At 57.3% G+C, this 15,277-nt stretch carries 14 protein-coding genes; 9 read left to right on the top strand and 5 right to left on the bottom strand.

Translation table 11 applies throughout. The annotated features are described in order from the left end of the window. Positions 1–95: 95 nt before the first annotated feature. The 6 genes from ACMGGH_RS15495 (at position 96) to clcB (ending at position 5,956) form a co-directional block, all read left to right on the top strand. The gene (locus ACMGGH_RS15495; RefSeq protein ID WP_420299133.1) at positions 96–833 is read left to right on the top strand and encodes a YoaK family protein; all 738 of its coding nucleotides are present in this window, start codon (positions 96–98) and stop codon (positions 831–833) included. A 277-nt stretch (positions 834–1,110) separates the two neighbouring features. Next, positions 1,111–1,821, top strand: coding sequence for an osmoprotectant ABC transporter permease OsmY (gene osmY, locus ACMGGH_RS15490; protein ID WP_232948180.1), 711 nt, complete (start codon positions 1,111–1,113; stop codon positions 1,819–1,821). A gap of 18 nt (positions 1,822–1,839) precedes the next feature. Next, positions 1,840–2,739 carry an osmoprotectant ABC transporter substrate-binding protein OsmX gene (osmX, locus tag ACMGGH_RS15485; RefSeq protein ID WP_041910236.1) on the top strand — a complete coding sequence of 300 codons (900 nt, stop codon included), beginning with the start codon at positions 1,840–1,842 and terminating at the stop codon, positions 2,737–2,739. 8 nt (positions 2,740–2,747) lie between these two features. Then, a complete protein-coding gene (gene osmW, locus ACMGGH_RS15480; protein WP_028012983.1) occupies positions 2,748–3,395 on the top strand; it encodes an osmoprotectant ABC transporter permease OsmW in 648 nt (215 codons plus the stop codon). Further along, positions 3,395–4,543 carry an osmoprotectant ABC transporter ATP-binding protein OsmV gene (osmV, locus tag ACMGGH_RS15475; protein WP_028012982.1) on the top strand — a complete coding sequence of 383 codons (1,149 nt, stop codon included), beginning with the start codon at positions 3,395–3,397 and terminating at the stop codon, positions 4,541–4,543. Before osmW ends, osmV begins: the two co-directional genes overlap by 1 nt. A 102-nt stretch (positions 4,544–4,645) precedes the next feature. Beyond that, positions 4,646–5,956: a voltage-gated ClC-type chloride channel ClcB gene (clcB, locus tag ACMGGH_RS15470; protein WP_227441673.1), complete on the top strand. Its 1,311-nt coding sequence runs from the start codon at positions 4,646–4,648 to the stop codon at positions 5,954–5,956. On the opposite strand, the gene bioD is transcribed toward clcB, so the two are convergent. From bioD to ACMGGH_RS15455, 3 genes are all read right to left on the bottom strand, one after another. Beyond that, the gene (gene bioD / locus ACMGGH_RS15465; RefSeq protein ID WP_420299132.1) at positions 5,891–6,586 is read right to left on the bottom strand and encodes a dethiobiotin synthase; all 696 of its coding nucleotides are present in this window, start codon (positions 6,584–6,586) and stop codon (positions 5,891–5,893) included. The two genes, clcB and bioD, sit on opposite strands and share 66 nt — an antisense overlap. Before the next feature lie 130 nt (positions 6,587–6,716). After that, complete coding sequence (gene mlc / locus ACMGGH_RS15460) at positions 6,717–7,937, bottom strand: sugar metabolism global transcriptional regulator Mlc (RefSeq protein ID WP_041910244.1); 1,221 nt, start codon at positions 7,935–7,937, stop codon at positions 6,717–6,719. A 129-nt stretch (positions 7,938–8,066) separates the two neighbouring features. Next, a complete protein-coding gene (locus ACMGGH_RS15455; protein ID WP_028012978.1) occupies positions 8,067–8,963 on the bottom strand; it encodes a LysR family transcriptional regulator in 897 nt (298 codons plus the stop codon). A gap of 121 nt (positions 8,964–9,084) precedes the next feature. Here ACMGGH_RS15455 and ACMGGH_RS15450 point away from each other — a divergent pair, with 121 nt between their 5' ends. After that, positions 9,085–10,338, top strand: a complete 1,254-nt coding sequence (locus ACMGGH_RS15450; RefSeq protein ID WP_028012977.1) for an MFS transporter — start codon at positions 9,085–9,087, stop codon at positions 10,336–10,338. A gap of 63 nt (positions 10,339–10,401) precedes the next feature. Here ACMGGH_RS15450 and ACMGGH_RS15445 read toward each other — a convergent pair whose 3' ends face one another. Together ACMGGH_RS15445 and ACMGGH_RS15440 are read right to left on the bottom strand one after the other, a co-directional pair. Beyond that, positions 10,402–11,793: an APC family permease gene (locus tag ACMGGH_RS15445; protein ID WP_063153918.1), complete on the bottom strand. Its 1,392-nt coding sequence runs from the start codon at positions 11,791–11,793 to the stop codon at positions 10,402–10,404. 356 nt (positions 11,794–12,149) lie between these two features. Further along, a complete protein-coding gene (locus ACMGGH_RS15440) occupies positions 12,150–13,568 on the bottom strand; it encodes a glutamine synthetase family protein (protein ID WP_024909135.1) in 1,419 nt (472 codons plus the stop codon). Positions 13,569–13,782: 214 nt separating this feature from the next. Between ACMGGH_RS15440 and puuD the strand changes: the two genes are divergently transcribed. Both puuD and puuR read left to right on the top strand, forming a co-directional pair. Continuing rightward, the gene (gene puuD / locus ACMGGH_RS15435) at positions 13,783–14,547 is read left to right on the top strand and encodes a gamma-glutamyl-gamma-aminobutyrate hydrolase (protein ID WP_028012974.1); all 765 of its coding nucleotides are present in this window, start codon (positions 13,783–13,785) and stop codon (positions 14,545–14,547) included. A gap of 25 nt (positions 14,548–14,572) precedes the next feature. Next, positions 14,573–15,130 (top strand): HTH-type transcriptional regulator PuuR, encoded by a 558-nt coding sequence (puuR, locus tag ACMGGH_RS15430; RefSeq protein WP_013096835.1) that lies wholly within the window; start codon positions 14,573–14,575, stop codon positions 15,128–15,130. Positions 15,131–15,277 lie beyond the last annotated feature (147 nt).

The following is a 15,277-nucleotide window of genomic DNA, read 5'->3' as shown; positions in this document are numbered from 1 at the left end:
GTCAGAGAGAATAATAATTAAGCCATATCCTGGACAGCCCGTTGCACCGCTTTGCTAGCCTGACTATTCAGGCAAAGCTCAACCCGGAGGTATTCTTGCTGATTAGACTCAAGAAAGAACGAACGCATAAGGAGGATCGTCGGTTTGCCCTCTGGCTGGCGACCTCGGCAGGTTTGCTTAACGCCATCGCCCTTGGGGCATTTGGCTTTTTCCCCTCTCACATGACCGGCAATACCTCACAATTATCCAGCGAAGTCTCCTCCACCGATCTGAACGATATGATTTTCTTTGGCTCGATTATTCTCTCTTTTGTCACCGGCGCCATCCTTGCTCGTCTTATTGTACTCTGGGGCATTATCCACAATATCAGGCTGGTTTTTTGCCAAATCCTTTTTGTCGAGGGGGTACTATTGACCGGCATCTCTCTCTACGAGATGTATTTCCACGCCCTCACGAGCAACCGCGAGATTATTATTTTTCTGTGCGGCCTGATGGGCATTCATAATTCAACCTCCACGCAGCTCTCCGGAGGGCGGGTGAGATCGACGCACATTACCGGCACGCTAACGGATGCAGGCATATCACTGGCCTCCGTGCTGGTGGCGATGCTTCGCAGGGATTACTCGAAGGATACCGCGGCACAAAAAAGTCAGCTGAAAACTCACTTAACCACCATTTTCTCGTTTATGAGCGGAGGGATTGCTGGGCTGCTGTTGTTCAGATGGATTGGGTTTAACGCCATGCTGGCGCTTGGGCTGCTGCTCGCGATTGTTGCCATTTTTTCTATCATTAGCATCTCGGTTCGCGTTCGCCGGGTTCGTGCCTCTATCTAAATAACGAACGACTCTCGGCGTAAGGGCGCCCTTTAATATGTGACACTGTCACTATTGAAAATTCGCTTTAGGACTATTCTGCCCGGCACGCAACCAGCCCTTACGCCATAAGGCTTTAATTAAGGTTGTCACTAATTTCATAGGGTTACTGATTTCCCCCCTTCGCTGGAACCCTTCCCAAACGCTTGCTATAGGTCAATTACCCCTGCCGAAACATGGCATAACAACAGGCAACCGGTGGTTGCTATAACGCATGCGCACAGGGAGACACACCGCAATGCACCCATTACTCAAACGCTCGCTGCTGTTTGTCGGCGCCATTCTCGTGGTCCTCGCCCTCCTCGTCTGGGGAATCGGGCTTGAGACAATCAAGGCGCGCCAGGTTGACCTGGTCTACCTCGGGCAACAGCACATGATTCTGGTTTTCTCGTCGATGTTTTTTGCCCTGCTGGTGGGCATTCCGGCCGGTATTCTGCTGAGCCGTCCGGCCGCGCGGGGCGTCGCCGAATACGTGATGCAAATCTTTAATGTCGGCAACACCCTGCCGCCGCTGGCCGTGCTGGCGCTGGCGATGGTGGTGATTGGTATCGGCGATACGCCCGCCATCATCGCCCTGTTCCTCGCCTCGCTGCTGCCGATTGTGCGCAATACCTACGCCGGGCTGAGCTCCGTCCCGTCGTCGCTGCTGGAAGCGGCAAACGGGATTGGGATGACCAAATGGCAGCGCCTGTGCCAGGTTGAGCTGCCCAACGCCTGGCCGGTTATGCTCTCGGGGATCCGCATCGCCACCGCCATTAACGTCGGTACCGCGCCGCTGGCGTTTCTGATTGGCGCCAGCAGCTACGGCGAGCTGATTTTCCCGGGCATTTACCTGAACGATTTCCCAACCCTGATCCTCGGCGCGGCGGCCACCGCCCTGTTCGCCCTGATCCTCGACACCCTGCTGGCGGCGCTGGGTCGCGTGATGAGTCCCCATCTCGCTCGATAACAATAACAAGGAGCTTTTATGAGACTGATATCCAGCCTTGCGGCGCTGTGTGCCGCGGCGCTGTTCACCGGCCAGGCGATGGCAGCCCCGCTGATTCTGGCGACCAAGAGCTTTACCGAACAGCACATTCTCTCGGCGATGACCGTACAGTACCTGCAAAAGAAAGGTTTTCAGGTTCAGCCAAAAACCAATATCGCCACGGTGATCTCCCGCAACGCGATGATCAACAAGCAGATTGATATGACCTGGGAGTACACCGGCACGTCGCTGATCATCTTCAACCACATCAACAAGCGCATGTCGCCGCAGGAGTCCTGGGAGACGGTGAAGCGCCTGGATGCGAAGCACGGTCTGGTGTGGCTCAAACCCGCCGATATGAACAACACCTACGCTTTCGCCATGCAGCGCAAGCGCGCCGAGGCGGAGCATATCAACACCATGTCGGAGATGGTGGCGAAAATTGAACAGGTTCGCAAAACCAACCCGGACAAAAACTGGCTGCTGGGCTTAGACCTTGAATTTGCCGGGCGCAGCGACGGCATGAAGCCACTGCAGGAGGCCTATAAGATGGATCTGGACCGTCCGCAAATCCGTCAGATGGACCCGGGTCTGGTCTATAACGCCGTGCGCGACGGCTTCGTCGACGCCGGGCTGGTTTATACCACCGACGGGCGCGTGAAGGGCTTTGATCTCAAAGTGCTGGAAGATGATAAAGGCTTCTTCCCGAGCTACGCGGTCACCCCGGTGGTGCGCAAGGACACCCTGGAGGCCAATCCCGGTCTGGAAGAGGCGCTCAATACCCTCTCGGCCCAGCTCAACAACGACGTTATCACCGAGCTGAACAAGAAGGTGGATATTGACCATCAGTCACCGCAGCAGGTCGCCCGCGATTTCCTGCGTAGCAAACAGCTGCTGTAGGAGGCGCTATGGATACCGTTCACTACATTCTGGACAACTGGGACTATCTGTTAACCCTGACGCTGCAGCATCTGTGGCTGGTGGCGCTGGCCGTGGGCTTAGCGATTATCATCGGCGTCCCGTTGGGCATTTTGATTGTGCGCCACAAGTGGCTGGCGACGCCGGTGCTGGGGATTGCCACCATCGTGTTGACCATCCCGTCCATTGCCCTGTTTGGCCTGATGATCCCGCTGTTTTCGCTGATCGGTCAGGGGATTGGCGCCCTGCCCGCAATCACGGCGGTGTTTCTCTACTCGCTGCTGCCGATCGTGCGTAACACCCACACGGCGCTCGACAGCCTGCCGCCGGGCCTGCGCGAAGCCGGACGCGGCATCGGCATGACGTTCTGGCAGCGTCTGCGCTGGGTGGAAATTCCGATGGCGCTGCCGGTGATTTTCGGCGGGATCCGCACCGCCGTGGTGATGAACATCGGCGTGATGGCGATTGCCGCCGTGATTGGCGCGGGCGGACTTGGCCTGCTGCTGCTTAACGGCATCGGCGGAAGCGATATTCGTATGTTGATTGCGGGCGCGCTGATGATCTGTCTTTTAGCGATTGTGCTCGACTGGCTGCTGCACCGTCTGCAGGTGGTTCTGACTCCAAAGGGGATTCGATAATGATAAAACTGGAAAACCTCACCAAACAATTTTCACAGAAGCACGGCCAGACCTTTAAGGCCGTCGATAACGTCAACCTGAACGTGCCCGAAGGGGAAATGTGCGTCCTGCTCGGCCCATCCGGCTGCGGGAAAACCACCACCCTGAAGATGATTAACCGTCTCATCACCCCAAGCAGCGGAAACATCCTGATTAACGGCGAGGACACCAACGGGATGGACACCGTGACCCTGCGCCGCAACATCGGCTACGTGATCCAGCAGATTGGCCTGTTCCCGAACATGACCATTGAAGAGAACATCACCGTCGTGCCGCGCATGCTGGGCTGGGATAAAGCGCGCTGCAAAGCCCGCGCCGAAGAGCTGATGGATATGGTGGCAATGGATCCGCACAAGTTCCTCCACCGTTATCCGCGCGAGATGTCCGGCGGCCAGCAGCAGCGTATTGGCGTTATTCGCGCCCTGGCGGCGGATCCTCCGGTACTGCTGATGGATGAACCGTTCGGCGCGGTGGACCCGATCAACCGTGAGGTGATCCAGAACCAGTTCCTGGAGATGCAGCGCAAGCTGAAAAAAACCGTCATGCTGGTCAGCCACGATATCGACGAAGCCCTTAAGCTCGGCGACCGCATTGCGGTATTCCGTCAGGGAAAAATCGTCCAGTGTGCCAGCCCGGATGAACTGCTGGCGAAACCGGCGAACGAGTTTGTCGGCTCGTTTGTCGGTCAGGACCGCACGCTGAAGCGCCTGCTGCTGGTCTCGGCCGGCGACGTCACCGACCAGCAGCCGACCATTACGGTACGGGGTTCGACTCCGCTCCCGGAAGCCTTTGCAACCATGGATGATAACGATATTCGCGCGATTACCGTGGTTGACGAGCACGGCAAGCCGCTGGGCTTTGTGAAGCGTCGCGAAGCGCGTAACGCCAGCGGGACCTGCGCCGACATCCTGCATCCGTTCCGCATGACCGGCAAAGCCGAAGACAACCTGCGCGTGGTGCTGTCACGCCTGTATGAGAGCAACACCAGCTGGATGCCGATCGTGGATGAGGACGGGCGCTACAACGGCGAGATTTCGCAGGATTATATTGCCGAATACTTGAGCTCAGGACGTACGCGCCGGGCGCTGAATATTCATAGCGACAGTTAATTTTTCCAGCCGGGCATCGCCCGGCTTTTTCGCACGCATACCTTTTGCTAACCCCACGATTTCCCGCCACAATATTGTATCGTCCCCGTTTACTCGCAACCCATGCAACGTCTTCATACGTACCCCGACATCCGCGCAATGTTTCGCCGACTCCTGATTGCCACCGTCACCGGCGTGCTGGCCGCGCTGGCCGTTGCGGTGTTCCGCCACAGCATGTACCTGCTGGAGTGGCTGCTTCTGAGCAACGACAGCGGCAGCCTGGTGAATGCCGCCGCGTCGCTCTCCCCCTGGAGGCGCGCGCTGACGCCCGCGTTGGGCGGGCTGGCTGCCGGGCTGTTGCTCTGGGGATGGCAGCGCCTGACCGCCCAGCGGCCTCATGCCCCCACCGATTATATGGAAGCGCTGGAGACCGGCGACGGTCAGTTTGATTACGGCGCGAGCCTCGTTAAATCTCTTGCTTCGCTGCTGGTCGTTGCCAGCGGAAGCGCCATCGGCCGCGAAGGGGCCATGATCCTGCTTGCCGCCCTCGCCGCCTCCTTTTTTGCCCGGCGCTTTACGCCCAAAACGGAATGGAAGCTTTGGATCGCCTGTGGCGCCGCCGCCGGGATGGCCAGCGCCTACCATGCTCCGTTAGCGGGAAGCCTGTTCATTGCAGAGATTCTGTTTGGCACGCTGATGCTGGCCTCGCTCGGCCCCGTGGTGATTGCGGCGGTGGTGGCACTTCTTACGACGCAACTCCTGGCACCGGGTGCCGGTACGCTCTACGAGGTCCATCTGAGCGGCATACTCACCGCGGCAGATTATGCCCTGCTGATCGCGATGGGGCTGCTGGCAGGTCTCTGCGGACCGCTGCTGATGTGGCTAATGGCGTTCAGCCACGGGCTTTTCCTGCGTCTCAGGCTTTCGCCGCCGTGGCAGCTGGCGCTCGGCGGCTTGATTGTCGGGTTGCTGTCTCTTTTGACGCCGAAGGTTTGGGGGAACGGCTACAGCGTGGTTCAGGCTTTTCTGCTCGCCCCGCCGCTGCTGTCGGTGATTGCCGGCGTGTTCATCTGTAAATTGCTGGCGGTGCTGGCAAGCAGCGGTTCGGGTGCGCCGGGCGGGGTATTTACGCCTACCCTGTTTGTCGGTATGGCTACGGGGATGCTGTTCGCGCAGCTTTTCGCGCTGTGGCTGCCGGGTTCTGAGACGGCCATGTTGCTGGGGCTGGCCGGGATGGCAACGCTGCTCGCTGCGACCACGCATGCACCCATTATGTCGGCGCTGATGGTCTGTGAAATGACCGGGCAGTATTTTTTACTGCCCGGTTTACTGGTCGCCTGCGTGATAGCGTCCGTACTGTCGCGGACGTTACGCCACGACTCGATCTACGGTCAACACGCCACCGAGGGCAGAGAGATCGATGTACTGCGCTAGCTCGCGCTGCTCGGCGCGAGGCAGATAAGGCAGCTCGCCCACCAGCGGGCCAGGCAGTTTGGTGCTCAGTACGTCGATGATCTCCGCGTAGTGCGCGAGGCCTGGATTAATACGGTTTGCCACCCAGCCAGCCAGCGGCAGGCCGTCATTGGCAATCGCCTGCGCCGTCAGCAGCGCGTGGTTAATACACCCTTCCTGGATCCCCACTACCATCACTACCGGCAGCTGTTCCTGCACGACCCATTCAGACAGCGGGCGTAAATCATTCATCAGGCTGCGCCAGCCGCCCGTTCCTTCGACGACTACGTGATCGACCTGCTCACTCAGGTTCGCCAGCCCGTCGGATAACAGGGAATAATTGATCGGGCCGCTGTGCGCCACACTGCTTTCATCTTCGCTTAACGCAATGGGATTGACCGCGTGGTAAGGCAGTTCCAGTGACGAGACGCTTTGCAGCACCAGGGCGTCTTTATTTCGCAATCCCTCTGGCGTCTCTTTACTCCCTTTTGCGACCGGTTTGTACCCAGCGACGCGTTTACCGCTTGCTGTCAGAGCCTGCAGCAATGCGCGGGATACAACGGTCTTGCCGACAGAGGTATCTGTACCAGTAACATAGAAACGCTTAAGCATGACTCACTCCACCTCTTGGGTATGCTTCGAAAATATCAACCAGGTAAATAATTCAGTGGAGGAAGTCTACGGGATGCGTGCGCTACCCGGCTTGAGATAGCGCAATTTTTCTTACATCTGCGGAAAAGAGTTAACCCTGTAACAGGCGGATAAGCAGCGAGCCGTTGTACATGGCATCTTTGACCAGCGCCGCGCCGGCCATTGTGCCCTGGTTGGAAAACTGGGTACTTTCTACCGCAATATTTCTGCTGTAGGCGGGAAGCGACTGCTGCTGAATACAGGCCGTAATCGCCGGAAAAAGGATCTCCGCCGCCTGGCTGAGCGGTGAGCCGATCAGGATTTTTTGCGGATTGAAGAGGTTCACCATAATCGCCAGAATGCGGCCTACGTTATTACCCACCCCGGTAATAATGTCCTTCGCCAGCAGATCCCCCTGACGCGCGGCGGCGCAGAGGGAATCCACCGTTAAGGGTTGGCCGTGAAGCGAGGAGCTCATGGACTGACTGAGCCTCACCTGCGCCAGTTCGAGCACGCTTTCCACGCTGGCGATCGTCTCCAGACAGCCATGGTTCCCGCAGTAGCAGCGTTTACCGTACGGGTCGACCTGGGTATGACCAATTTCCACCAGGCTGCTGCTCCCGGCGTGGAGAAGCCGTCCGTCGGTGATCACCCCCGCCCCGACGTTATGGTCGATGACCACCTGAATGACATCCCGCGCACCGCGCGACGCGCCAAACAGCGCTTCCGCCATCGTCCAGGCGCTGATGTCGTGCTGAATATAGACCGGCACGCCGGTATGGTTTTCCAGCACTTCGCCCAGCGGCATCTCTTTAACATCGTCGTAAAACGGCATGCGGTGAACAATACCATTTTCGGTATCAATAATGCCGGGCATGGTGATGGCAATCGCCGTTAAGCGTTCAAGCCGCTGCTGATGGCGAATAAAGAAGCGATCGATATGGGAGACAATCGCATCGAGAAGCGGTTCCTCGGCGTTGAGCGGCAGCTCAAGCCGGTCTTCCACCACCAGCTTGCTGCTGAGATCGCGCAGCGCAAGGAAGATCTCTCCGCGGCTGATGCGCAGCGAGAGGTAGTGCCAGGCTTCCGTCTCGACCACCAGGCCGACCGCCGGACGACCACGGCTGCCCGGCTCCTGAATTTCCGTCTCCTGGACCAGGTGCGCTTCCAGCATTTCGCGGACAATTTTGGTGATACTGGCAGGTGCCAGCTGTGCCAGGCGCGACAGATCGATACGCGAAACCGGACCAAGCTGATCAATCAGGCGATACACCGCGCCAGCGTTGGTCTGCTTAATCTGATCAATATGCCCTGGCTGACTATCAGCAACCACCTCGTACTCCCTTATTTTCGAGCTTCGAAATAAACTGTTGGCTATGGTGAAGCACTTCCATGGGTGTCGTCAAATATTTACTTAGCCTTGTGATTTACCGCACATTTTTACCCGTTTTCCAGGGAAATATCAGACCGCGGAAGCCTGGATTAACCGCTGTTTGAAGCGCTGGGCAGCATGACTCTGTTCGCGATGTTTTGACCACACCAGCCACATCTCCGAAACGGCATCCTCCTCGGCGATAGCAACCCAGCGCATCTCACGCAGCTGTACCCGCTTAAAGGAGGCCGGGAGTATCGACACGCCCAGCCCGGCGGCGACCAGGCCGATAATGGTCATCGCCTCTCCCACTTCCTGGGTAATGACCGGCGCCAGATCGTAGCGGCGCATTAGCCCCAGAATATCGTCATACAGGCCCGTCCCGACCTGCGGGTCAAAAAAGACAAACGGCTCTTTTGCCAGCTCTGCCAGCGAAACCGCCGGACGCGACGCCAGCGGGTGATCGTTCGGGATCATGGCCATCAGCGGTTCGCGCAGGATAACCTCCCATGCCAGCGTGTCCGGCAGTTGGGTATTACGCATCAGCCCCAGATCGAGCGCACCTTCGTTAAGCGGCGCAATCTGCTCGCGGGTATTAATTTCGCGCGTCTGAATATGCACATCCGGAAAATGACGGCGGAAGGACGAAAGCGTCTGCGAGACGGCGCTGATAAACGGCGCGGACGAGGTAAACCCGATCCGCAGCTCCCCGGCTTCCCCAAGATAGAGCCGTTCCGCCCGGGCAGCGGCGTCGTCGACCATGCTCAGAATTTGTCGGCTGTCGATCAGAAACTGCTTACCCGCTGCCGTCAGGCTCACGCTGCGGTTGGTGCGGGCCAGAAGACGCGCCCCGACCTGCTGTTCGAGGATTTGAATCTGCTGGCTTAAGGGCGGCTGAGAAATGTTCAGCCGTGCCGCCGCGCGGCCAAAATGCAGCTCCTCAGCGACGGCGACAAAGTAGCGAAGATGACGCAGCTCGATATTCATATTTTTAAAGTATCATTTGAGATTATTAATATATTAGACAGAATATTTACATTTTCCTACCTTGAAGGTGTGGTCATACCCGTCACCAGAAATCACGGGGATGTTTAAGCAAGGAAACTGTGTGAGTCGTACTTCTACCATTGATATCGAGCCGGCCAGAGATATTAATGATTTGCCTGTAGCATCGCAGCCGGTTCAGTTCATCAAACGTGGTACCCCGCAGTTTATGCGCGTCACGCTGGCGCTCTTTTCCGCCGGTCTGGCAACGTTTGCCCTGCTCTACTGCGTTCAGCCGATCCTGCCCGTTCTCTCCCACGAGTTTGGCGTATCTCCTGCCAGCAGCAGCGTTTCGCTTTCCATTTCAACCGGGATGCTGGCAATTGGCCTGCTTTTTACCGGCCCGCTCTCCGACGCCATTGGCCGTAAACAGGTGATGGTAACCGCCCTGATGCTGGCCTCGGTCTGTACGTTACTCTCGACCATGATGACCAGCTGGCACGGCATTTTGATGATGCGCGCGCTGATCGGGCTCTCGCTCAGCGGCGTGGCGGCAGTCGGGATGACCTATCTCAGCGAGGAGATCCACCCGAGCTTCGTTGCCTTTTCGATGGGGCTGTACATCAGCGGGAACTCGATTGGCGGCATGAGCGGGCGTCTGCTGAGCGGGGTATTCACGGACTTCTTTAGCTGGCGCATTGCGCTGGCGGTGATCGGGTGTTTTGCGCTGGCATCGGCCCTGATGTTCTGGAAAATCCTGCCAGAATCGCGCCATTTTCGCCCGACGTCTCTGCGCCCGAAAACGCTGTTTATCAACTTCCGCCTTCACTGGCGTGACAAAGGTTTACCGCGACTGTTTCTGATGGGATTCCTGCTGATGGGTTCCTTCGTGACGCTGTTTAACTATATTGGCTACCGGCTGATGCTCTCGCCGTGGCATCTGAATCAGGCCGTTGTGGGTTTGCTTTCCGTGGCCTATCTCACCGGTACGTGGAGTTCGCCGAAAGCCGGGGCGATGACGGCACGCTTTGGCCGCGGGCCGGTGATGCTGGTGTTTACCGCGGTGATGCTGCTCGGCCTGCTGCTGACGCTCTTCTCTTCCCTGTGGCTTATCTTTGCCGGGATGCTGCTCTTCTCCGCAGGCTTCTTCGCCGCTCACTCCGTCGCCAGCAGCTGGATTGGCCCGCGCGCGCGTCGCGCCAAAGGCCAGGCATCGTCGCTGTATCTGTTTAGCTATTATCTGGGCTCAAGCATCGCCGGGACGCTGGGCGGTGTGTTCTGGCATAACTACGGCTGGAACGGCGTGGGCGGGTTTATCGCGCTGATGCTCTGTGCCGCACTGCTGGTGGGTGCAAGCCTTCATAAACGCCTGAGATAATCATCCTGCGGGCTGATGCCCGATCCAGATAAACGGCACCAGCTTACTGGTGCCGTTTCACGTTCAGGAATCCCAGGCCTGCTCTATCTTACCGGCTTCAAACTGTGGAGGCGGTTTTCGGAAGCGGCGCGTGAGCCAGGTTAGGTAAAGGACACCCAGTGCCGCCCAGATGAGGCCAAGCGTCAGGGACGTCGCTTCGAGGTTGATCCACAGCACGCCGACCGTTGCGGCACCAATGAGTGGCAGCAGGAAATAGTGGAGCCGATCTTTCCACGTTTTGTTCAGCCCCTTACGCCGCCAGAAATGGTTGTACACCGAGAGATTAACAAACGTAAACGCCACCAGCGCGCCAAAGTTGATCAGCGCCGTCGCGGTCACGAGATCAAAGTACAGGGCCGACAGCGCCACTATCCCTACCATAATCACGTTCAGGGCCGGAGTGCGCCACTTCGGATGCACGTAGCCAAACACCCGCTCCGGAAAAACGTTGTCACGCCCCATCACGTACAATAAGCGTGAGACGCTGGCGTGCGAGGCCAGGCCTGAAGCGAGCGTATTCACAAACGTGGTGCACAGAAACACCGACTGGAAGAGCTTGCCGCCCACGTACAGCGCAATTTCCGGCAGTGCGGCGTCCGGGTTCTTGAAGCGCGCGATCGTCGGGAAAAAGAGCTGCATGAAAAACGAGGCAACAATAAATATCAGCCCGCCATACAGTGCGGTCAGGAAAATGGCTTTGGGAATAACCCGCGCCGCGTTTGGCGTCTCCTCCGACAGCGTGGTGACTGCGTCAAAGCCGAGGAAAGAGAAGCAGACAATAGTCGCGCCGGTAATGATAGGAAGCAGGTGCGCGTTCTCGCTGATAAACGGCTGGAGCGACCAGACGGTGCCAACCCCCTCACCCTTGTGCAAGCCATGCACTACGAGTATGACAAAGACCACCATGATGGCGACCTGCACCAGCACAAACAGGGTGTTAAAGTTGGCGACCAGGTTAACGCTTTTCAGGTTCGCCAGCGTCAGGATCGTCACAAACCCCACCACCCAGACCCAGGGCGGGACTTCAGGGAACAACGCGGAAAGGTAGATCTTCGCCAGCAGCACGTTGATCATCGGCAGGAAGAGATAGTCCAGCAGCGATGACCAGCCGACCATAAAGCCTAAGTGGGGGCCGATCGATTTCTGCGTGTAGGTATACGCGGAGCCCGCTTCCGGGAACTGTCGTACCAGTTTGCCGTAGCTGATGGCGGTAAACATGACGCCCGCCAGCGCCAGCAGATACGAGGCGGGCACGTGGCCGTTGCTGATACCGGACACAATGCCGAAGGTATCAAACACGGTCATGGGAGTGAGGTAAGCCAGCCCCATCATGACCACCTGCCAGAGTTTGAGGGAACTGCGCAGCCGGGTTCTTCCGGCCATGCGCGGCGAATCAAGAGAGGTGTTAGTCGCCATAAACCATCCCCCCCATGCTTACCGTGGTTTGCAATCGCGCTGACCGTAACGCAAACCTGCTTAGCAAAGGGGGAAGTTGTAAAGAACATACGCGATCGTACCAGCGCAGCGTCTCTCGCTCGCACTCACAGCAGGCGCCTGACTGGCCCCCTTCGCCCTGCGGATAGTTGAACATCTGCATCATTTCCTACCTCGTCACACAGTGTCGTTAAGAAAGTCCCTGTGCCGCCTGCGCTCCATAACGCGACTCCCGGGAGATAGCTGGCGTGCCAGCGAACGTTTCGGCCAGGCTCCGCGCAGGCCGTTTGGTGATACGTATGCGATGAAACAAAGCGGCCCCTAACCGGGGCACGTCATCAGGCGTTTTTCAGCATCCACTCAATTTCTGTTTCGGTAATCAGGCGTTCAAACTGAAGTAATTCATCATTTTTGCAGGCGTGATAGACGTGGCAGAAACGTTCGCCCAGCCGCTCGCGAAGATGATCGTTTTGCATAAATTCCCACAGCGCATCGCTCTGACGAATCGGGAACGGCAGTCCGTCCTGCTCCAGACCATTGCCTTCCACTTCTTCCTGCAGGGGTAAATCGTTATCCAGCCCGTGCAGAATGCCGGCAAAAATCGCCGCCATCACCAGATACGGGTTCGCGTCTGCTCCCGCCACACGGTACTCGACCCGATGGTTATGGCGATCGCCGCAGGGGATACGCAGGGCAACGGTGCGATTATTGTGTCCCCATGACGCCTGCGTCGGTACGTACATTCCCGGCTGGAAGCGGCGGTAGGAGTTGACGTTCGGCGCCAACAGCGCCATGGATGCGGGCATCAGATCGATCATTCCGGCCAGCGCGCGTTTCAGCAGCGCGGAATCCTCGCCGCTGGCGTCTGCGAGCACGTTTTCGCCTCGGTTGTTTTGCATGCTGATGTGAATATGCATCCCGCTGCCCGCATGCTCTTCATACGGCTTTGCCATAAACGTGGCGTGCATCTTATGTTTTTCCGCCATCTGCCTGACGAGACGTTTCAGCGCCAGCGCATCATCGCAGGCGTCGAGCACGTTTTCCGTATGGTGCAGGTTAATTTCAAACTGGCCCGGGGAGGCCTCAGCCACAGCTCCGTCAGCGGGGATCAGCTGCAGCTGCGCCAGTTCGTCAATGTCGTTCAGCACGTCAGCAAAGTGGTTCAGGTTATCAACCGAGTAGACCTGACTCTGCGTGTTACGTACGTCGGTGCCCGGCGCGCAGGGTGGCTGCAGATAGCCGTCGGCATCGCGCTTACGGTCAAGTAAATAGAACTCCAGCTCTACCGCTACCACGGGGAACAGACCGCGCTGGCGCAGCTGCTGCCAGAGTCGGTTGAGTACGTTCCGCGGCTCAACGTCAAAGGGAGCGCCATCTTCATCGACCATGGTGAGCTGCACCTGACCAATGTATTCCGGGTCGGCGGCGGACGGCGTCAGGGTGCCCGGTACCGGCACGCAGATACAGTCCGGCTCGCCGAGCTCCTGCCCCAGGCCCGCCTCTTCCACGACGTTACCCAAAATGTCCATGGCGAAAACCGATGCCGGGAAATAGCAGCCTTTTTCAAGCTTGCTCAGTCCGGCAACCGGGATGCGCTTGCCGCGAAAACAGCCGTTCAGGTCGGTCAGAAGGACATCAATAAACTGGGTGTCAGGATACTTTTCTAAATAGCGCTTCACTTCCTGCGTAAAGGCGCTGCCCCGCCTCTCATCCGTGTGCTGCACAAAGTTCTCAACTTCTACGATATTGGTTTCCATGATTTACCACCGTTTTTGGGATTTGCGTTCGCTGCTCTGGACTGTCAAATATAATGTCCACCCTATCGAATCTGTATGCAAACAAATTGTTTGTCAAATGTTAAATTAAGTTTGCAAAAGGCAGATCCCGTTGCTAGATTGAGAAAATATTGAACGAAAAGGCCGTTTCACAGGCGAGAATGGCCTAAATTTAGTCCACTTTGTGAGGGCGATCATGGAAAATATAATGAACAAGCCAGTTATTGGCGTAGTGATGTGCAGAAACAGGCTTAAGGGTCATGAGACCCAGACCCTGCAAGAAAAGTACCTGAATGCCATTATTAACGCGGGGGGCTTACCGATTGCCTTACCCCATGCGCTGGCAGAGCCAGAGCTACTTACCGCTCTGCTGCCAACCCTGGACGGGATTTACCTGCCGGGCAGCCCAAGTAACGTGCAGCCGCACCTTTATGGTGAAAACGGCGATGAGCCTGACGCCGATCCCGGGCGAGATCTTCTGAGTATGGCGCTGATTGCCGCCGCGCTCGAAAGGCGCATCCCCATTTTCGCCATCTGCCGGGGGCTGCAGGAACTGGTTGTTGCGACGGGAGGAACGCTGTATCGCCGCCTGTTCGAGCAGAACGACCTGCTTGAACACCGGGAAGATCCTGAACTGCCGGTTGAGCTACAATACGCCCCTTCTCATGAGGTTCAGGTTCAGGAGGGAGGACTGCTGTCTCAATTAATACCAGGCTGTAACACATTTTGGGTAAACTCGTTACACGGGCAAGGTGCACGAACGTTAGGACCACGGCTTCGCGTGGAGGCCCGCTCGACGGACGGGCTGGTGGAAGCGGTCAGCGTTCATGACCACCCTTTTGCCCTCGGCGTGCAATGGCACCCCGAATGGAACAGCAGCGAGTACGCCCTCTCACGTATGTTGTTTGATGGTTTTATCACCGCCTGTCAAAGCCACATTGCCGAGAAGCAACGGCTTTGACCACTACCGTAAAGGAAATGCAACTATGAGCGATGACGGACTGGCGCCAGGGAAACGTCTGTCTGAGATCCGCCAGCAATTGGGTCTCTCGCAGCGGCGTGCCGCCGAACTGTCTGGGTTAACACACAGTGCCATCAGCACCATTGAGCAGGACAAAGTGAGTCCTGCCATCAGTACGCTGCAAAAGCTGCTGAAAGTCTATGGGCTGTCGCTCTCGGAATTCTTTTCGGAACCGGAAAAACCTGATGAACCGCAGGTGGTTATTAATCAGGAAGACCTTATCGAAATAGGCAGTCAGGGGGTTTCGATGAAGCTGGTTCATAACGGAAATCCGAACCGTACGCTGGCGATGATTTTTGAAACTTACCAGCCTGGAACCACGACCGGAGAGAGGATCAAACATCAGGGTGAGGAGATCGGTACGATACTGGAAGGTGAAATAGTGCTGACAATTAATGGCCAGCCTTATCACCTGGTTGCAGGGCAGAGCTATGCCATCAATACCGGCATACCGCACAGCTTCAGCAATACCTCGGCAGGCATCTGCCGCATTATCAGTGCCCACACCCCCACCACGTTCTAATTACCACTCAGTCCCGGCGTAAGCGCGCTTACGCCGGGACAAATAAAAACGATCAATGTCGGCATTCAACGGGTTAATTCCCGGGATGCCCCACGGCTTCGTATTGCCTGAAACGGCCATGCCTTTATTTATCTGATTGCGAAAGAA

The organism is Enterobacter sp. BNK-16, assembly GCF_048684955.1.
Taxonomy (GTDB): Bacteria; Pseudomonadota; Gammaproteobacteria; order Enterobacterales; family Enterobacteriaceae; genus Enterobacter; species Enterobacter bugandensis.
The sequence above is the reverse complement of the archived record's forward strand: the minus strand, read 5'-3'. Positions and strand labels throughout refer to the sequence as shown.